General features: G+C 63.6%; 14 protein-coding genes. 7 read left to right on the forward strand and 7 right to left on the reverse strand.

Annotation, left to right across the window (positions count from 1 at the left end; genetic code table 11):
- Positions 1–72: 72 nt before the first annotated feature.
- The 7 genes from AAC050_RS00655 to ppk2 all read right to left on the reverse strand — a co-directional run bounded on the left by AAC050_RS00655 (position 73) and on the right by ppk2 (position 7,533).
- Positions 73–2,376: a glycosyl hydrolase family 65 protein gene (locus tag AAC050_RS00655; protein ID WP_339913118.1), complete on the reverse strand. Its 2,304-nt coding sequence runs from the start codon at positions 2,374–2,376 to the stop codon at positions 73–75.
- Positions 2,373–3,122: an HAD-IA family hydrolase gene (locus AAC050_RS00660; RefSeq protein ID WP_339913119.1), complete on the reverse strand. Its 750-nt coding sequence runs from the start codon at positions 3,120–3,122 to the stop codon at positions 2,373–2,375. Before AAC050_RS00660 ends, AAC050_RS00655 begins: the two co-directional genes overlap by 4 nt.
- Positions 3,123–3,378: 256 nt before the next feature.
- Positions 3,379–3,939 (reverse strand): DDE-type integrase/transposase/recombinase, encoded by a 561-nt coding sequence (locus tag AAC050_RS00665; RefSeq protein WP_339913120.1) that lies wholly within the window; start codon positions 3,937–3,939, stop codon positions 3,379–3,381.
- Positions 3,940–4,088: 149 nt separating this feature from the next.
- Positions 4,089–4,739, reverse strand: coding sequence for a hypothetical protein (locus AAC050_RS00670; protein ID WP_339913121.1), 651 nt, complete (start codon positions 4,737–4,739; stop codon positions 4,089–4,091).
- A gap of 596 nt (positions 4,740–5,335) precedes the next feature.
- Entirely contained in the window at positions 5,336–5,953 is a 618-nt protein-coding gene (locus tag AAC050_RS00675; protein ID WP_339913122.1) for a sigma-70 family RNA polymerase sigma factor, read from the reverse strand.
- A 142-nt stretch (positions 5,954–6,095) separates the two neighbouring features.
- On the reverse strand, positions 6,096–6,734 hold the full coding sequence (locus AAC050_RS00680; protein ID WP_339913123.1) for a ParB-like protein: 639 nt from the start codon (positions 6,732–6,734) through the stop codon (positions 6,096–6,098).
- A gap of 10 nt (positions 6,735–6,744) precedes the next feature.
- Positions 6,745–7,533: a polyphosphate kinase 2 gene (gene ppk2 / locus AAC050_RS00685; RefSeq protein ID WP_339913124.1), complete on the reverse strand. Its 789-nt coding sequence runs from the start codon at positions 7,531–7,533 to the stop codon at positions 6,745–6,747.
- A gap of 717 nt (positions 7,534–8,250) precedes the next feature.
- Between ppk2 and AAC050_RS00690 the strand changes: the two genes are divergently transcribed.
- From AAC050_RS00690 to AAC050_RS00720, 7 genes are all read left to right on the forward strand, one after another.
- Positions 8,251–9,564: a cyclopropane-fatty-acyl-phospholipid synthase family protein gene (locus AAC050_RS00690; RefSeq protein WP_339913125.1), complete on the forward strand. Its 1,314-nt coding sequence runs from the start codon at positions 8,251–8,253 to the stop codon at positions 9,562–9,564.
- Positions 9,565–9,883: 319 nt separating this feature from the next.
- Entirely contained in the window at positions 9,884–10,942 is a 1,059-nt protein-coding gene (locus AAC050_RS00695; protein WP_339913126.1) for a type II glyceraldehyde-3-phosphate dehydrogenase, read from the forward strand.
- 114 nt (positions 10,943–11,056) lie between these two features.
- Positions 11,057–13,495 carry a heavy metal translocating P-type ATPase gene (locus tag AAC050_RS00700; RefSeq protein ID WP_339913127.1) on the forward strand — a complete coding sequence of 813 codons (2,439 nt, stop codon included), beginning with the start codon at positions 11,057–11,059 and terminating at the stop codon, positions 13,493–13,495.
- Complete coding sequence (locus AAC050_RS00705; RefSeq protein WP_339913128.1) at positions 13,492–14,754, forward strand: MFS transporter; 1,263 nt, start codon at positions 13,492–13,494, stop codon at positions 14,752–14,754. Before AAC050_RS00700 ends, AAC050_RS00705 begins: the two co-directional genes overlap by 4 nt.
- A 230-nt stretch (positions 14,755–14,984) precedes the next feature.
- Entirely contained in the window at positions 14,985–15,320 is a 336-nt protein-coding gene (locus tag AAC050_RS00710) for a DUF305 domain-containing protein (protein WP_339913129.1), read from the forward strand.
- A 305-nt stretch (positions 15,321–15,625) separates the two neighbouring features.
- Entirely contained in the window at positions 15,626–17,989 is a 2,364-nt protein-coding gene (locus AAC050_RS00715; protein ID WP_339913237.1) for a xylulose 5-phosphate 3-epimerase, read from the forward strand.
- Between the two features lie 19 nt (positions 17,990–18,008).
- Complete coding sequence (locus AAC050_RS00720; RefSeq protein ID WP_339913130.1) at positions 18,009–19,367, forward strand: MBL fold metallo-hydrolase; 1,359 nt, start codon at positions 18,009–18,011, stop codon at positions 19,365–19,367.
- The last annotated feature ends 1 nt before the right edge of the window (position 19,368 follow it).

The following is a 19,368-nucleotide window of genomic DNA, read 5'->3' on the forward strand; positions in this document are numbered from 1 at the left end:
TAGAATGGTGTCCACTGAAACGAGGGAGGATCAACTTGCGCGATCTTCACGAGCGTTCAAGGGGGTGACGTGTCATTTTGGAGCCGGTCCTCCGAGGTCGGCGACAAGTGCCTGGTCGAGACTGAGCTTGTGCGCTCGCCCGTGGAGCGTAAGAATCATCGGCTCGCCCGCTTGTAGAGTCGCGTGGAGACGATGGTCGGCCTGGCTGATGTTGATAGTCAGCTGCCGGCCTCGCCAATCCATACTGAAATCCAGGCTGGACCAGTTCCGCGGCAGGTGCGGTGCCAGGGCGACGCCGTCGCTTCGCAGCGACAGCCCCGCGAACCCAAAAACCGTCATCATCCACAAGCCGCCCTGGGCCGCGATATGAATGCCGCCGCCGATCGCCACCTTGGTGTCGGCTAAATCGATCGCTGCCGTCCTGTGGAAATAGTCCAGGGCCATCTCGGTATCGCCGAGACGGGCGGCGACCAGGCCGTGCATCGCTGTGCTCAGTGAACTGCCGTGACCGCAACGGGGCTCGTAGTACCGGAAGTTCGCCGCTCCCGTCTTGCCCGGGAATTCCTCAGGCAGAAGGGCCAAAAGGGCCACGACATCGGCCTGTTTGATGACCTGCGACCTCTGGGTCCTTTCCCGGCCAAGAACGACGTCCATCGGAACGGAGCGACCCGCATAGGCCGACAGGTCCACGTCCTCGAGATCGAAATAGCCCGTGAACTGCTCGAACAGACCCGTGTCCGAATCCAGACCGGTCGCCATGGCGTCCGCTACGCTGCGCCAATGTTCCAGTTCGACCTCGACCAGCCCGAGGCGGCCGGAGAGGGCGGCCCACTGATCCGGCCACCGCTCGCGCAGCAAGGCGGTGACTTCAAGCGCCCTGCGAATGTTCCTGCGGGCCATGACATTGGTGAAGGCATTGTCATCGATGGTCTCATGATACTCGTCCGGGCCGATGACGCCGCGAATATGGTGAAGGCCGTCCGCTTCGAGCTGGGCCCGGCTCGACCAGAAGCGACCGGTCTCAAGAAGGATTTCGGCACCGGCGGCGATCAGGAACTCATCGTCGCCTGTCGCCTGCCAATATTGCCAGACGGCATAGGCGACGTCAGCGCTGATATGCTGTTCCTGGGCGCCGGTGAGAATGTCGACGATCTGCCGGTCCGGACCGACGACCTGTTCGGGTGTCGTCTCCAGGCCGGTATCCGTGGATTCCCAGGCGTAAAAGGCCCCCCGCCAGCCCCGGTCAGCGGCCTTGGCCCTCGCACCGTCCAGGGTATGGAAGCGGAACATCAGCAGCGACCGGGCCGCCTCCGGCCAGGTCAGGATATAGAAGGGCAGCAGGAAGATTTCGGTGTCCCAGAATACATGCCCCCGGTAATCGGCTCCGGTCAGGGCCCGGGCACCGATCGAGACCCGCGGATCTTCCGGGTTGGCTGCGCTGTTCAGATGGTAGACCGCGAAGCGAAGCGCCTTTTGCGCGGTGCCGTCACCTTCCACCTTGACGTCGCTGCGCGACCAGCGGTTTGACCAGGCCGTTTCGTGTTTCTGGACAACGCTACGCCAGCTCTTTTCCCGAGCGCCGTCGAGATCATCCCGCGCACGCTCGCCGGGGTCCTGGTCGCGAGCGTCACTTCGAGACAGGGCGACGATCCGGTCAAAGCAGACGACCTGTCCCGGTCGCGTTTTCCAGGTCCAGGTCCATCTGAACGGGGCGAGTGAGGTCGGAGGAATATTCTGGCCGTCGATCCGCAGGGCAACAGCGGCGGCCATGGCGAGGCCTTTTCCAGAAAGATGGGTGCGCCACACGCCGAACTCGTTCTCAAGACGCTCGGACGTGAGATCGCTATCGAACCCGTCCATGGAGGCTTCGAGTGTGATTTCTGCCTCGCCTTTTTCGGTCTCCAGGTGAAGGAGTTGCAGACCAAGCGACCGCTGGTCCTGTGAGGCCAGTCGCAGCAGGCGCAGGCGGAGGCTCACGGCGGCCCCTTCCACCAGGCGACATTCGGTGAGCAACAGGCCTCGCCGCATATCGAGCGTCAACGGGTGTGACGGCCCGGGGCCAAAATGCTGGACAAGCTGTCCTCCCGGCAGGGAAACCCGGACCTGCACCCAGTCCGGCCCGGGGATCAGTTCCGGCACCGGGCGCTCGGTATCGCGCGTGTCGAACAGCCCGGCGACATAGGTGCTCGGCGGCGCGGTGCGCTGCTGTGATTGATTGATCGCTCGGGAGGCCCTGGTAGCGAGGAAACCGTTGCTGACGGTGAAGCGGGTTTCGCGATCGCTCTCCCGGAGCGCGTCGCAGCCGTCGTCAACAAGAACCCATGCACCGTCCGCCGTTGGCTCAAGCGCCTGTTCCATGGTGGCTGGGTCCTTCACGGTGTTCGAGCCTTGAGCCGGCCTTGCGCAAGTTCGACCAGCGCGATTTCGTCCAGGGTTTCAACCACCAGATGCGAACCTGCGGCCCGGAGCTGATCTGCGTCGCCCAGCCGAGCCACGCCGAGCGCCGTCATGTCGCCCGCGCGAGCGGCCTGAATGCCGGCCGGAGCGTCTTCGACAACCAGACACCGGGTCGGCGACACGCCGAGTTCGGCGGCCGCGATCAGGAACAGCTCCGGGTCCGGCTTGCCGTGTTTCACCTCTCGACCGGAGACATTGACTTGGAAGACATCGAGCAGGCTTTGGTCGGTGCTCAGGCGGATCGACCGCATCATTTCGGTGGCGTTCCTGGAGGATGAGGCGGCAGCCATGGACCAGCCGAGCGCGGCGACCCTCTCGATGAAACGCAAGGCGTCCGGGAAGGCTGCGATCGCGTCGGTCCGCATCAGCTCTTCAAGCCGCGCCTGTTTGCGTTCGGCATAGGCACCGGCGTGGCGCACGGCATTGTTCACACCCAGGGCCTCAAGCGCCGCTCGAGCACCGTCGAGTCGTGGCTTGCCCGCGATCTGGGACTGATACATCGCCGTCGTGAAGCGCTCTGTTTCGGCTAAGCCGGCAAGCGCCTCACGCCACGCGCGTTCATGAGGCGATGCGAGCAGGACGCCATCGACGTCGAAGATGGCCGCGGTCAACACCCGCGACGATCCATCCACGATGTCGTGTCTTTGATCGTATGCGTCGGACATTCCGTCTCATCCATCATTGCAGACTTGCATGCGTCGGCGCAGCCACGCCTTGATGTGCATCAAGGCGTGGCTGCTTCATCTCCTGTTCTGTGAACTCACAGAAGATGAAGTCGCCATGACCAGACCAAGCCGGGTCGCCGTGAACGGATACGGCGTCATCGGCAAACGGGTCACTGATGCGGTCCGGGCCCAGAAGGACAGGGCCCTGGTGGGGGGGCGCTGACGTCGCGACGGACTGGCGCACTCATGGGCGCTGTCAGTTCAACGCTAACTTGTCTCCACCGGGCACAATTAGGGCAGGGAGCTCATCGTCAGGCCGCGAGCGTGTTCCATTCGGCAAAGGTGGCCGTGCTTCGGGCTTTGAAATCGTCTCGGCTGATGAGGTGGCGGTCCTGGTTGAAGTGGTTGTAGAAGGCGTCGTGGACGGAGCTGAACTTTGCAGCGGTTTCATCCGCCGGAAGCGGAGCATGGCCCGTTCTCGTCGTCGAAACGGCAGATGTGAGTTCTCTGCCCTGTTGCTGAGCCGACGGCCGAGCACCTGCTTTTCAGCGTTGCCCAGCGGCTTCATCGCGACCTTGTATGAGCGCAGCCTGTCGATGACGACGACCTTGGGTCGGCCGTGACGTTTCATGGCTTTCTTGATGAATTTCAGCGCTGCGGGTTTGTCTCTGGTCCGCGTGACAAAGGATTCCATCACCTCGTCCTCGCGATCCACGTTTCGCAGCGACTGCGGGTACTTCACGTACATCAGCACCATGAGGCGGATCACCTCGGGCGAACTGTCAAACCAGCGGAACGAGTTGGTCAATTTGGCCATGCCATGAGCCTGGCGCGAGCCGTCTTACCGGGCGGATAAAGTTTGGGCTGACAGGGCCGACCGCGGCAATCGCTGACGAACTGATGGGCGCGCGCCAGAGCAGAAAACGGACCCGCCACTAACCCGAAGGCCGGCGGCGGGCGCTGGCCTCAGTGCTGTTGGGCCGGTTCGGCCGCGGCGGCTGGGGCCGGGTGGTTCGCATCGTGGTCCATACCCGCCATACCGTCGGCACAGGCCGCCATCATGGCCTCGTGCTTCGCCTTCATCGCCGCATGCTCTTCGCTCGACATGTTGGAATGGTCCATGCCGGCCATCATGGTCTGATGTCGTTCCATCATCGCGGCTCGCTGCTCGGGGGTCATGGCCGAATGATCCATGCCCGCCATGCCTGCCATACCGGCTCCATCGGTCGAGGCCGCGCCATGGGTGGCCATCATGGTTTGACGACGTTCCATCATCGCGGCCCGCTGCTCGGGGGTCATGGACGAATGATCCATACCCGCCATGCCTGCCATACCGGCTCCATCGGCCGAGGCCGCGCCATGGGTGGCCATCATGGTCTGATGTCGTTCCATCATCGCGGCCCGTTGCTCGCTCGTCATGGACGAATGATCCATGCCGGCCATGCTGTGACAGGCCGACATGTTCGTCGCCGGCGGTTCAGGTGCCGTCTGGGCCGCTGCGGCGTGGGCGGCATGGGCGTTGGCCGCCGGAGGCGCGGTCTGGGCGGCCACGGGACCGGACGCCAGCGCAGCCAGCAGACCGGCGATGGCGAGCGACGAAATTCGGGTTCTGGTCATGAGGTGTCTCCAATGATCACCGCCGGATGGCCATGCCATCGGGCACGGTTTCGACCGATCAGTTTTCTCTAGATTCTACGCACCGCCGGCCGTCTGCCCCCAAGGATAGCCGGCACTGCGGCCGCATGCCGCAGTGCCGGTGCAAATGATCTGTTATCCCTTCAGCCGCCAGGTTGCGCCGCCGGGGCTGTCCATCGCCACCACGTTCAGGGCGTTGAGCCTGTCGCCGAACGGCTTGCCGAGCGACTAAAGTTTGGGCTGACAGGACCTCCAGGGACGACTAAGCCGATCCAGAAACTGCTTGCATCAATTAGAGAACCTACATCAGCATCACGAGGCGGATCACCTCGGGCGAACTGTCAAACCAGCGGAACGGGTTGGTCGATTTTGCCATGCCATAAGCCTGACGCGGAACGGCTTACCGGGCAGATAAAGCTTGGGCTGGCAGAGCCATCACAATCGTTCAGGTCATAGGTTCCCGATTCCGTGTCACATGACCAACAGATCGAGCCGTTGAAGTTTCCCGACCGGTGCGGCATATGCGTGGGGAAGCGGTTGTTGAATGATTAGCGCGGTGTAGGGTCTTTCATGACTGACTAAATCTTCTCGACCCGGCTATTTCCTTGGCGGATGTCGTGGATGTGCTGGCCCGTGTCACACTGACAGTCTAGGTAACCGTGCTCCGGACAGGTCAGGCAGACATCCTCCAGGCGAGTCTTGAGCGCCCGGCGGGCGCGGTGGAGTTTGACATTGACGTTGTTCAAGTTGAGTCCAACGCTCACGGCGACCTGATCGCGCGGCTCACCAAGCAGATCGATGCGCCAAATAAGGTCGCTATAATCCGCCTTGATCGTCGGCAGGAGTCGATAGAGACAGTGGCAAACGGCCGCGTCAATTTCGTCGTCGGGTTCGCCGACAAAATCTTCCATCTCACTGGGTTCGCGGAGCGTTTCTTTGCGGCGCGAAGTCCGACGATAATGGTCAATGAGCGTGGTGGCTAGAACCCGGCTCAACCAGCCACGCAAGGACTGGATGTCTCGCAGGTCGCCGGCGCGCCTCAGCGCACGCTCCATGAAGTCCTGCAGAACTTCCTCGGCGTCCGCTTGATTGCTGACGCGCCGGCGCAGGAACATCAGAAAAGCGCGATGGCATTCGACCAATTCTTGTCGCACAGCGGCGTCGGTGACATTGGCCACATCTTTGGCGTCCTCCAACGAAGAATCTGACTCGTCACTCGGCATTGTCTTCCACAATTCTCGTGCCACCTGCACACTGACGCACTGCCAAGCTTACTGGTGCGCCCTTTCTCGCGAAAGGGGCAAACCTCCTCAATGGAAAAATCTTCGATCCTTTTGTCTAGCCAAAGGAACCAGGAAGGCCAGCGGCTTCCGGGCGGCGAGCAAGTTGCAGCGCGGTCTTAACTGCCGTCTCGAAATCTCGCTCCACTAGCGCCTGAGCAATGTGCGTTCGAAGGTGATCGGCCCAGCGGAATTCGCTAAAAAGGCCTGCGGACTTGCTAAATCCACCCCGGTGGCGGAGGACGCTGGCCAGGCTTCGAAAAGGATCATCACCAAGGTCCATCAAGCGTTCTGGCATGTGGCGGAAATCGCGCCGTTGGCCGTTGGCATCATAAGGTCGGCACCAACCAAGGTGATCCAGCCGTCGCCAAAAAGCAGCGTGAGGCAGGTGCTGCAGGTCCTCAACAATATGAACCGCTGCGACCGTTTCGCCCTGCTGTTGTCGGGCGCACAAACTATGGTGGCAGTCCAGGACATAGGCGCTGCCCTTGGGGCCGATCACTGCCGGGGCGCTCCTTGCCGCGGTTCCGAGGCCTCGCCGGCGCTTTTCGGCAACTTCGCGCCAGCCGACAGTCATTTGGGTCGGCCGAAGTAGCGCGAGGGGCCAAAGATATCGGTCCGCGCCGAGCCGCACGGGGCGCGCGAGCGAACTGGACAGCGCCAGCGACTCGGCTGGCTTTAGAGCACAGGATGGCACGAGCGCCGTCTTACTTGGCCAGCCCGTCGGGGTCGTGATAGTTCGAGATGACCATAGGATCGGCCGGCGGGCTGTCCTTTCCCTCGAACTCGAAGCGCGAGACCAAGTCGCGAATGAGCGCCACCCGTACGGCGCGCTTGTCATCGGCCCTGACGATGGTCCAGGGCGAGATAAGCGAATTGGTGCGGGCCAGCATGACGTCGCGCGCGGCGGTGTAGTCGTCCCATCGCTTGATCGCGACACGATCAATGTCGCTCTTCTTCCACTGGCTCAAGGGATCCTCCGCCCGCGCGCGTAGGCGTTGGCGTTCTTCATCCTTGGAGACGTCCAGATAGTATTTGATGAGTTTGACGCCGCAATGGTCGAGGAGGTTCTCGAACAACGGTGTGGTGATCAGGAATTCTTCGTATTCCTCGTCGGTGCAAAAACCCATGACGTGTTCGACGCCGGCGCGGTTGTACCAACTGCGGTTGAACAGGGCCATCTCGCCCGACACTGGCAGGTGCGCCACATATCTCTGGAAATACCAGGCGCGCCGCTCACGATCAGAAGGGGGATCGAGCGCAACCACCCGGGTTTCGCGAGGGCTGAGATGGCGGATGATCCGTTTGATCGCCCCATCCTTTCCTGAGGCGTCCCGGCCTTCCAGCACTACCAGCACCTTCAGGCCGTCCCGGATGATCTGGTTCTGCAGGCGGGTCAGCTGAATTTGAGCCGCCTTTAGGTCTGCCTTGTAGGTGGATTTTTCAGATACTTCCGTCTTCGTCTTCGTCTTCGTACTCATGGCAATGGGCCCCAATCGGTCATTTGGCTGGCACCAGCGCGCTGCCTGAAGGGTAAGACGCCTGCGAACCGGCAGGCTTACACTCGGTCGTCGGCTGGAGCGTAGGCCTTCTGTTGAGGGAGGCATGCTCGGGCTGCCCGTCGAGCCCGGAGCCACCTTAATCCTGCTCGTTTGGTGTCTCTTAGCGAGCCAACGTGTTGATGCGGCGAATCCTATAACTGACTGTTGCAGCAGCTTTCAGTCGTCTGCCTGCTTGATCCTCGGTACATTTGAACTGCCGCGCCAATGCCGATCGCATTGAACCTTCGAGGAGCGCTCGGTTAGCGTTCTGGCGTAGGCCGTCGAGGTCAATCATCCGAGCTCCGAGTGCTCGAGGTCGGGGTGGATCATCTGCTCCCCGGCCTCTAGCGCCGAGTGGAGGACGTTCTCAGGGGCAGGTCAGGTTCCCAAAGGACTGATCGTTTACAAGCTGTTCGAATACGGTCGGCGAATCCTCTTCAAAAAGAGGACGGGGTGTTCCTGTCGGACAGCCAACAATTGAGAGCCGAAAAGTCCACGGCATCGTAGGTTGCGAAATGGCCCAGGCCGCCTGAATGCCCAGGACCGTTTGCGACTCGCCCCGCGATTTCGCTCCAACGATTTTTGCATACCGCGACTGTAATGCACCGGTGAGTCCGCCGTCTGATTAGTGAAATCCCGTCGCCGATCCGACAGTCAAGGAGAGACCACCTGATGCTGAAAAGAGCCCTGCGCGCTGTTTTGCCAGATCGGGCTGCCTTCACTGTGCTGGCCCAGGTGCTGGAACGGGCGGTTCAATACGGTACGCTCGTCGTCGTCGATCCTTGGGATGGGCGCCATGTGTTCGGTACGGGCGAGGCACCCTTCGCGACCGTGCGGCTGACCAATCCCGACGAACCGGCCCGATTGCTCGCCAACCCCAGTCTTCGGACGGGCGAAGCTTATATGGACGGCGGCCTCCTCGTGCAGGAAGGCACGTTGCGCGACTTTCTCCTTATCGCGGTCGCCGCGGCCGAGACATTGACCAAAGAGGCTCAGACGGTTCGCGCTTTCGCCGCGCCGGTCCAGAAGCTTCAGCGCCGCAATCCGGTCGAGCGCGCGCGCGTCAATGTCGCTCATCACTACGACCTGTCGAAAGAGCTCTACAAACTCTTCCTCGACGACGACCTTCAGTATTCCTGCGCCTATTTCCAGACTGGCGATGAAACCCTCGACGAGGCGCAGTTCAAGAAGAAGCGGCACATCGCTGCGAAGCTCTGCCTCGAACCTGGTGCTCGCGTTCTCGACATCGGTTCGGGATGGGGAGGGCTCGCGCTCGACCTTGCGCGGCGTCATGGGGTCGAGGTCGATGGACTCACCCTGTCGCAGGAGCAACTGGCTGTTGCGCAAGAGCGCGTACACGACGAGGGAATGGATGATCGCGTGCGATTTCACCTGCAAGACTATCGACATTCTTCAGGCACTTTTGATCGAATTGTCTCCGTCGGCATGTTCGAACATGTCGGGGAACCGCATTTCAGCGAATTTTTCGACGTGATCCGTTGCCGGCTCGCGCCGGATGGCTTGGCCGTGATCCACGCGATCGGCCACCGCAATCCACCGGGCGACGCCGACCCCTGGCTCGACAAGTACATTTTCCCGGGCGGCTATTGCCCATCGCTGTCTGAGGTATTGGCCAGTGTTGAGAAGAGCGATCTGTGGGTGACTGACGTGGAGATTCTGCGGCTGCATTATGCCGAGACCCTGCAGCGCTGGTCCGAACGCTTCCAGGCCCGGCGCGCACAAGCCGCCGCCCTCTATGACGAGCGGTTTTGCCGGATGTGGGAATATTATCTCGCCGTCTGCGAAGCTGCGTTCCGCGTCGGTGGCCTAATGGTGTTCCAGATTCAGTTGGCGCGGCGAGTGTCCGCCGCTCCCCTTACACGAGACTATATGTTTGATGCGGAGCAATTCCACACCTCCAAATCAACTGGCCAAAAAACCAATACTGCCCCATCCAGCGCCACCTTGAAGCAAGTCGATCCATGAGGGCACTTGAACAGATCCGAGTAAGCGTCATCGAATTCGACGTGTTTCGCAAATATGTAGTATACACTATAGCGCCCCCAAGGGAGGCGCTCCGGAAAGACTTTGCGAACTTGAGCGCTGAATTGCGACTTAAGATGACCGCAGTCAGAATCCGCAGATCTCTAGCCATGATGTGGTGTCTTCGATCATATGCGTCGGACATCCCGTCCCATCCGACATCGTTCCAGACTTTCATGCGCTGGCGCGGCTACGCCTTGATGTGCATCAATGCGCGGCCGGTTCGTCGCCTGTTTTGTGATCGAACTGGAGAGGTGTTGCCATGACCAGACCAACCCGGGTCGCCGTGAATGGATACGGCGTAATCGGCAAACGGGTCGCCGATGCGGTCCGGGCCCAGAAGGACATGACCCTGGTGGGGGTCGCAGACGTCACGACCGACTGGCGCACCCGTGTCCTTCAGGATTCGGGCGTGCCGCTGTTCGCCGCCACAGCCCAGGCGCTGGATGAGCTCCACGTGGCGGGCGCGCCGACTGCCGGCCGCCTGGACGATCTGTTGGACGAGGTCGATGTCATCGTCGACTGCACCCCCAAGCGGGTGGCGGCCGAAAACGTCCCGCTCTACCGGAGCCGGGGACTGAAGTTCGTCCTGCAGGGCGGAGAGAAGCACGCGGTCACCGGCCATTCCTTCGTCGCGGAGGCCAATTTCGAGACGGCGGTCGGGCGCCAGTCGACCCGGGTGGTCTCCTGCAACACCACAGCGACGGTGCGGACGCTGGGTGCCCTCAAGCGCGCGGGATTGCTCCTCCGGGCCCGCGGCGTCCTGCTTCGACGCGCGACTGATCCGTGGGAAAGCCACCTGGGCGGCATCATGAATACCCTCGTTCCGGAGCCCGAAATCCCCAGTCACCAGGGCCCCGACGCCCAGACCGTCGATCCGGACCTTGATGTGGTGACTATGGCCGTCAAGGTTCCGGAGACGATCGCCCATCTGCACTACTGGTCGATCCAGATGACCCGACCGGCGGACAAGGAAGAAGTGCTGGATGCCCTGCGATCTTCGTCCCGCATTCTGCTGATGAAGGACGAGTACGGTCTGGACGCCCTCAACGCCGTCAAGGAGTTGATGGGGGATCGGGGCCGATCTCGCAGCGACCTCTATGAGGTGGCGCTCTGGGCCGACATGCTCAAGGTACAGGGCGATGAACTCTTCTACGCCTATATGGTCGACAATCAGGCGATCGTGGTGCCGGAAACGATCGACGCCATAAGGGCGCTCGACGGTCGCGAGACATCGGGCCGCCTTTCAATCGCCGCAACAGATCTGGCCATGGGCATCGAAGGCGGCCTGTTCGCCGAGGCCGGGGCCCGGACAAACTAGAAGCCTGCCCCAGGTTGGACGTAACGATCCCTGGGCCGTGACGTCCAAGGAAAGGCGCACAGACAATTGCTCGGGGCATCCTTCGGATGCTCCGTCACCGGACGGAACTCAGTCATGACCACCCGCACCCTCGACGTCGGCAATCTGTTCTCGGTCCTCGGGGCGGCAGGGATCGAGCGACAACTGGGCCGTATCGACGGGGTCGGCCGTGTGTCGGTGAACCCGGTTTCCGGCTCCACGACGGTCGCCTACGACGCCTCCAGGACCAGCCTGTCCGCGATCAGGACCGCCATCGAGGCATGCGGCTTTCACTGCGACGGCGAATCCCTGCCCAAACATGTCTGCCAGGACCACCCCGCGCCGGCCAAGGGCGGCCCGGAGCGTGTCGGGCCCGCGACTGCCGACGCGCATGGGGGTCATGGGGGGAGCACAACCTCTGCCGCCAAGCAGGCGACGACGAAGGGGAAGGACGCGGCCCAGGGCAAGGCGCAGAAAGACGCCATGGCCCACGAAATGGGCCACGGGTCCGGCAAGGACATGCAGTCGATGGTGCGCGACATGCGCAACCGGTTCTGGATCGCGCTGGGGTTCAGCGTGCCCATCTTCGTTTTCTCGCCGATGGGCATGGACTTCATCCGGATTCCGCCGCCGTTCGGCCTCAGGCTGGACCTCGTCCTGTTTATCCTGGCCAGCGGTGCCATCCTCTATCCAGTCTGGCCCTTCGTGGTCGCGGCCTGGCGATCGTTGCGGAACGGCGTCGCCAACATGGCGGTGCTCGTCGTCCTGAGCGTGGGCACGGGCTATTTCTTTAGCGTCGGCTCCACCTTCATCTACGGCGGCCAGCAGTTCTATGAGGCGTCAGCCATCCTGCTGGTCTTCATCCTGCTCGGTCACTGGCTCGAGATGCGCGCTCGGGCAGGGGCCTCCGAGGCCATCCGCGCCCTGATGGACCTGACACCGCCGATGGCGACCGTCCTGCGCGACGGCAAGGAACTGGAAGTGCCGACCGCCGAGGTCGTGTCCGGCGATACGGTGGTGATCCGCCCGGGAAACAAGATTCCGGTCGATGGAACGGTGCTTGAAGGCGCCTCGCTGGTCGATGAATCGATGCTGACCGGCGAGTCCATGCCAGTGGAGAAGTCCGTTGGTGACACTGTCATCGGCGCGACGATCAACAAGAGCGGTACGTTCCAGTATAGCGCCACCAAGGTCGGCGCGGACACCGCTCTGGCCCAGATCGTCAAGCTGGTTCAGGAAGCCCAGAACTCCAAGGCGCCGTCGCAACTGCTGGCCGATCGGGCGGCGCAATGGCTGGTCTGGGCCGCGATCCTGTTTGGACTGCTGACCTTCGTGGTCTGGTTCTGGGTCATCGGCCAGCCCCTGCTGTTCGCCGTCAGCCTGACCATTACCGTCTTCGTCATCGCCTGTCCCGACGCGCTGGGCCTGGCGACACCCATGGCGATCATGGTCGGCACCGGCCTCGGCGCCCGGAACGGCATTCTGTTCAAGAATGCATCGGCGCTGGAGGAGGCCACCAAGCTGGACGTCATCATCTTCGACAAAACCGGCACGCTGACGATGGGACAGCCCGAGGTGGTCGATCTGGTTACGGCCCCGGGCGCGACTGAAGACCAGCTGTTGGCCGCGGCCGCGGCCGTGGAGGCCGGATCGGATCATCCGCTGGCCCAAGCGATCCTGCGCCGGGCCGCCGAGGTAAAGGCGCCCAAGGCGACCGACTTCACCAACATCGAAGGAAAGGGTGCCCAGGCAAAGGTCGGCGGCAAGATGGCGTTGCTCGGCAACAAGCGGTTGATGACCGAGAACAGGATCGACCTCGGCGATCTCGGCGCGAAGTCCCAAGCCTTGCAGGGCGCGGGCCGGACCGTCGTTCATCTCGCTGTGGGTGGTAAACTGGTGGGTCTCATCGCCATCGCCGACGCGGTGAGGCCGACGGCGATCGAGGCCGTCAAGGCGCTGCGCGCGCGCGGCGTGGAGGTGATCATGTTGACCGGGGACAACCAGGGTACGGCCGAACGGATCGCCAAGGGGCTCGGTATCGACCGCGTGTTCGCCGATGTCCTGCCCGGCGACAAGGCGAGCAAGGTCAAGGAACTTCAGGCGCAAGGCAAGAAGGTCGGGATGGTCGGTGACGGCGTCAACGACGCCCCGGCCCTGACCCAGGCCGACGTCGGCTTCGCCATCGGCGCAGGCACCGATGTCGCCATGGAGAGTGCTGACATCGTGCTGATGAAGAGCGACCCGTTCGACGTCGTGGGTGCCATCGAACTGTCGCGGGCCACGCTCAGGAAGATGCATCAGAACCTGTGGTGGGCGGTCGGCTACAATGTCATCGCCTTCCCGCTGGCCGCCGGCGTCCTCTATCCCTTCCTGCTCGGCCCCAGCATTGCCGCCATCGCCATGTCCGGAAGTTCGGCGCTTGTGGCGATCAACGCCTTGATGTTGAAGCGGACCAAGCTGACCGGCATCCACCGCCCGGGCGAGGCTCCCGCAGCCTCCACGTCTGCGACGGCGGGGGCGACGGCGGCCGCATGAAAGACCTCGCTCCGTCGGGCATACCGACCGCGACGATGGCCGTCCTCATGGCAGCGGTCTTTACCGTGTCTATGGGCTTCGGCGTTCTTCTTCCGCTGCTGCCGTTCATCATCGAGCGGCTGCTGGGCGCCGGGGCGGAGGCCGGGGAGATCTCCCGGTCAACCGGCTTGTTGACCGGCCTCTACATGCTGTCTCTGTTTCTCTTCGCGTCGATGTGGGGCCGCCTGTCCGACAGATATGGTCGCCGGGTGATCCTGCTGACCGGGCTTGTGGGTTTCGGCGCCACCATGCTGGTCTTCGCCTTCGTTGAGAGCCTCGTCGCCGTTTACGCGGAACGGGTGCTAAGCGGTCTGTTCGCGGCGGCGGTTACACCGGTTGCGTTGGCCACCATCGGCGATCTGGCGGCGACCGAGGAGGCGCGGGCGCGCCGCCTGACATTCGTCAGCCTGTCGGGCATCTCGGGATTCCTGCTGGGGCCAATGCTGGGCGTGTTCATCGCTAGCGCTGCCGCGGACCTGGTCTCGAGTAGCGATCCGATGGGGTCGCTGGCGTTTCCGCTGGGCGCGACCGCCGTTCTCGCCTTTGCCGTGGCCAGCGCCGCCGTCTTCGTCTTGCCGCGAACCCGGCACCGGGAACAGGCGAGCAGGCCTGACCCGACCGCGGCGCCTGCAAGTCGCTGGCTGATTCCCAAACTGCTGATTCTGGCGTTCATCGTCGCCGCCGGGGTTGGGGTATTCGAGGTCGGTCTGTCGCTTCGAGGCAAACAGGAACTGGGCATGAGCACGACCCAGATCGCTCTTATGTTCACGGAGTGCAGCGTGGTGATGATCGTGGTGCAAGCCATGGTGTTCTCGCCCTGGGTCAGACCTTCAACCACCCGTTGGATGATCGCGCCGGCCCTGGTCGTCCTGACGATCGGGCTGCTTTTGCTGCCTCATGCCGCCAACTTCAGCTGGATGCTCGCGGTGATTGGGGCGGTCGCGGCAAGCGCCGGCATACTGACGCCGATCCTGGTCTACTGGATATCCAGCCGGGCCGGCAGGGCGCAGGGGGCCCAACTCGGCCGGCAAACCGCCGCGGCAAGCCTGGGGGCGGCCGTCGGTTCGGCCGCGGGAGGCCTGTTATACGATGTCGCCTGGTTGCCCGGTGCGTCGTTCGTCATCATGTCGACATTGACCGGGATTGGCGTCGTGCTCAGCCTCGGCCTGCCCCGGATGCTAGGCCCACCCTGTCCCCGTTCGACCGCAAGCGCGCTTTGACAGCTGAACTGAACCAAGCACGCCGGTGTTCGTTGAACAGAAGCCGCCGCGATCCGGACGTCACGTCCTGTTGGCAGGTGGCGCGATCCAAAGGATCCACCTCCATGTTTAAAGTCACTCAACGCTCGGTCAGGCGGCCTGCGGTCGCCTTGTCGATTCTTTCCCTCCTCGGTGCCGCCGGGTGCGCCGCCACCGCCGCGGACTCCGGAACGGCGATGCCGGATCGGCCGATGGCCGGGATGAGCATGCCACACGCCGGCGACGGTCACGGCATGATGGGCCAGGATCATGCCATGCCCCCGGGGATGAACATGCCCCGGACGGCCTTCTCTGAGGCTGAGATGGGCATGCACCGCGCCATGATGATGGCGACCGATGTGAACATCCAACGGATCTGGGCGCGCAAGATGATCGCCCACCACCAGGGCGGCATCGCGATGTCGCGGGCTCTTCTGGCGAGCGATGCGACAGATGTGGAAGCCCGCCGTATGGCGCAGGCCGTCATTGACGCACAGACACGGGAAGTCGCGGAACTGGAATCCTGGCTTGAGCGCCATCCGGGTTGATTGTTCGCGGGCGGGACGGCGGAGCCGCGATGCGCGCCGTCCGTCGCCGTCCGACGTTCCTGACAATCTGTAAACTCGGGCGGAGGGGACTGATTATGTCCAACTCTCAGCCAGCCACGTATCCCACTTTGGCAGAAGTGCACGGAGACCGTTGGCCGCATGTCACGCCCGCCCGTGACTCATGGGTGTTCGCGACCGTCACGATTCATTTTGCGGGTCGTCACTCTGTGAGGATGTAAGCGATCCCCTGGGAGGGCGTCATATCGGGAGCGGGCGGGATGGCCGCCTGTTTGTGGCAGGGCGTGATGATGTCGGACACCAGGGACGATATGTGGAAATCCGGGTATGGGCCGCTGACGCGACGTGCTGAAACCGTCGCCCGGGTCGAAGACATGGCGCAGCGCCTCGTCCGCCGCGGCCTCTGGCATGACGAGGAGTCGGTTTATCGCTTGGTGGCCGCCGCCGATCGGTTAGCGAGCGCCGGCATGTGGCTTGTGGCACACATGACCTATGCACGCCGGGTCGACCTGTCGGGAGCCCCCTTGCCGTCGGAGGCTTTCAAGGATCCTCCGGAGGGGCATACCGGCGGATCACTGAACATGGTCACCGCCTTCGTCGGCTATCTGCTGGCGAACACCCTGTCCGGGACCACGCGGTCGTGGATCATGGGCCAGGGGCACTGCGTGGCCGCCATTGAGGCGGTCAATGCCCTCACCGGCGATGTGTCACCGCGGCAGAAGGGTCGTTACAGCCGTTCGGACGCCGGCCTGTCCCAGCTCGTTTCGGACTTCTACAGCTATGCCATAGGAGCCGACGGTCGACCCGCCACGCCGCTCGGCAGCCACGCCGGGCCGGACACCGCCGGGGCCATCTCGGAGGGCGGCTACCTCGGGTTCGCCGAGCTCGAATACGTCCACATCCCGCTGCCCGGCGAGAGTCTGGTCGCCTTTCTCAGCGACGGTGCTTTCGAGGAGCAGCGTGGGTCAGACTGGTCGCCGCGCTGGTGGCGGGCGGAGGACAGCGGTCTGGCGACGCCGATCATGATCCTCAACGGGCGCCGCATCGAGGAACGCACGGAGATCGCCCAGGACGGCGGCGCGTGCTGGCTCGAACGGCACCTGCGGCTGAACGGTTTCGACCCGGTCCAGATCGACGGACACGATCCAGCCGCGGTGGCGTGGGCCATCCTCGACTCCGAAGAGCGGATGACGCGCTTCAAGGCGGATCCGGACCGGGTCTATCCAGCGCCGTTGCCCTATGTGATCGCCCGGGCGGTCAAGGGGTTCGGCTTTCCCGGGGCCGGTACGAACCGGGCGCATAACCTGCCGCTGGAGGGCGACCCCCGAACCAGCGAGCAGGCGCGGGCCGCGTTCAACGCGGCGGCGGCGGCGCTGTTCGTGCAGGAAAGCGAACTCGACGCCGCCCTTGGGGCTCTCACAACCCACAGTCTGCAGCGCCGCCCTTTGGAAAGCAGCCATCCGGCCGCGCGGCGGGTGCCGCCAGCGCCCATGAGGCCCGTTCCGGATTGGTCGGACGGGCCGAGGCCGCCGATGGAGGCGATCGACAACTGGTTCGTGGAACTCGTCGACGCCAACCCGGACCTGCGCGTGCGCCTGGGCAATCCCGACGAGCTTCGAAGCAACGGCATGGGGCGCACGCTAGACCGGCTTCGCCACAGGGTGAACCGACCCGAAGCCGGCGTCGCCGAGGCGATCGACGGGTCCGTGATCACCGCTCTCAATGAAGAGGCGGTCGCGGGTGCCGCGCTTGGTAACAAGGGCGGTCTCAATCTCATCGTGAGCTACGAAGCGTTTGCCGTGAAAATGCTGGGTCTTCTGCGCCAGGAGATCATTTTCGCACGCCATCAGCGCGAGGGCGGCCAGGTTCCGGAATGGATCGCCGTCCCGCTCCTGGCCACATCCCACACCTGGGAGAATGGCAAGAACGAACAGTCGCACCAGGATCCCACGCTTGCCGAAGCCCTGTTCGGAGAGATGTCGGACACCGCCCGGGTGCTGTTCCCTGTCGACGCCAACAGCGCCGTTGCCGCGCTTAGCGGGGTCTACAGTCGGCGCGGCGAGGTCGCCTGTCTGATCACGCCCAAACGGCTTTTGCCCCAGGCATTCAGCGGGGAGGGGGCTCTGGATCTTTGGGAACGCGGCGCAGCCCTGATCGAGGGGGATCTCGACAGTGCCGAAATTCAGATCGTTGCGGTCGGCGCCTACCAGGCGCGAGAGGCGCTGGCGGCAGCTGCGCGACTCAATCAGAACGGTCGCCGCGCCTGTGTCACGGTCCTGCTCGAGCCCGGACGGTTCCGGGCCCCGAGGGACGAGATCGAAGCTGCGCATGCAGCCTCGGACGAGGAACTCGAAGCACTCTTTCCCCGGCGTCTTCCCCGTCTGATCCTCACCCACACCCGCCCGGAACCGATGCTTGGCCTGTTGCGCCGCCTCGACGGAGGGCCGGAATGCACCCGGGCGCTCGGCTATCTGAGCCGCGGCGGAACGCTCGACACGGCCGGCCTGCTATTCGCCAACCGCTGCACCTGGGCGCACGCGGTCGCCGCTGCGGCTGAACTGCTGGGCATTGACCAGCACGAGGTCCTCACGCTCGAGGAGGCCGCTGCCGTGGCCGGCAAGGCTCATCCCCGCATCCTGCAACCCGCATGACATACCAAGGAGCAACATCGTGATCACCTTCACAAGTCTCGGCGGCGCAGGCACAGTCACCGGTTCCAAGCATCTGCTGGAATCGGATGGCCGCCGTATCCTCGTCGATTGCGGTCTCTTTCAGGGTCTGAAGAAGCTCCGCGAGCAGAACTGGGATCCGTTCCCGATCAAGCCCTCCAGCATCGACGCCGTCGTCCTCACCCACGCCCACCTTGACCATTCGGGCTATTTGCCGAAATTGGTCAAGGACGGTTTTCGGGGACCGATCCTGGCCAGCGCGGCGACGCGGGACGTCGCCGAGATCATCCTGCGGGACAGCGGTCATATCCAGGAAAAGGACGCCGAGAACGCCAACCGGTATGGCTATGCAAAGCACAAGCCTGCGCTACCCCTCTATGGCGTGCACGATGCAGAGCGCGCCGTGGAGCGTTTCTCTTCCACGGCCTTCCAGCAAGAGGTCCGTTTGCCGGGCGGTGCCACCCTCATGCTGCGTCGGGCCGGGCACATTCTCGGGGCCGCGACGGCCGAGGTGACCTGGAACGGAACGAGGATTCTGTTCTCCGGGGATCTCGGCCGGTACGGCGACGCCACCATGGTCGATCCGGAGCCGGTGACGGAGGCGGACTACGTCGTGGTCGAGTCGACCTACGGGGACCGCCTCCACGATCCGCACGACCCCACTCAGGCCCTGGGAGACGTCATCGAGCGAACCACCGCGCGGGGCGGCACAGTTGTCATCCCGACCTTCGCCGTCGGTCGCGCCCAGTCGCTGCTGTACCATCTCTGGCAACTGAAGGAGGCGGGCCGCATCGGCCTGGTGCCGATCTACATGGACAGCCCCATGGCGATCAACGCGACCGACCTCCTCTGCGCGCACCTGGGGGATCATCGCATGCCACGCGACGTCTGCGAGGCCGTGTGCGGGATCGCGACCTATGTGCGGGATGTCGAGGCGTCGAAGAAGATCACCGTCAGTCCCATGCCGAAAGTGATCCTGGCGGCCAGCGGGATGGCGACGGGCGGCCGGGTGTTGCACCACATCAAGGCCTTCGGTCCGGATCGCCGCAACACCATACTCTTCTCAGGCTACCAGGCGGCCGGCACCCGCGGTCGGTCGATGGTCGAAGGTGCCAAGGACGTGAAAATCCATGGCCAGTGGGTTCCGATCAACGCGGAGGTGGCTACCCTGCCGATGCTTTCGGCCCACGCTGATTACGAGGAAATCCTGCGCTGGCTGGCCGGGATCAAGCGGCCGCCACGCAAGACTTTCATCGTCCATGGCGAGCCCCATGCGTCCGACGCCTTGCGGGTCCGGATCCAGGACCGGCTCGGATGGGATTGCGTTATCCCCGAGATGATGGAGCGTCACGAACTGTGAG

The organism is uncultured Brevundimonas sp. (assembly GCF_963974615.1).
GTDB lineage: Bacteria > Pseudomonadota > Alphaproteobacteria > Caulobacterales > Caulobacteraceae > Brevundimonas.

Coding starts and splice junctions, on each gene's coding strand:
- AAC050_RS00660 (WP_339913119.1), bottom strand. CDS start 3,122: ATGTCCGACGCATACGATCAAAGACACGACATCGTGGATGGATCGTCG.
- AAC050_RS00665 (WP_339913120.1), bottom strand. CDS start 3,939: ATGGCCAAATTGACCAACTCGTTCCGCTGGTTTGACAGTTCGCCCGAG.
- AAC050_RS00670 (WP_339913121.1), bottom strand. CDS start 4,739: ATGACCAGAACCCGAATTTCGTCGCTCGCCATCGCCGGTCTGCTGGCT.
- AAC050_RS00690 (WP_339913125.1), top strand. CDS start 8,251: ATGCTGAAAAGAGCCCTGCGCGCTGTTTTGCCAGATCGGGCTGCCTTC.
- AAC050_RS00695 (WP_339913126.1), top strand. CDS start 9,884: ATGACCAGACCAACCCGGGTCGCCGTGAATGGATACGGCGTAATCGGC.
- AAC050_RS00700 (WP_339913127.1), top strand. CDS start 11,057: ATGACCACCCGCACCCTCGACGTCGGCAATCTGTTCTCGGTCCTCGGG.
- AAC050_RS00705 (WP_339913128.1), top strand. CDS start 13,492: ATGAAAGACCTCGCTCCGTCGGGCATACCGACCGCGACGATGGCCGTC.
- AAC050_RS00710 (WP_339913129.1), top strand. CDS start 14,985: ATGGCCGGGATGAGCATGCCACACGCCGGCGACGGTCACGGCATGATG.
- AAC050_RS00715 (WP_339913237.1), top strand. CDS start 15,626: ATGATGTCGGACACCAGGGACGATATGTGGAAATCCGGGTATGGGCCG.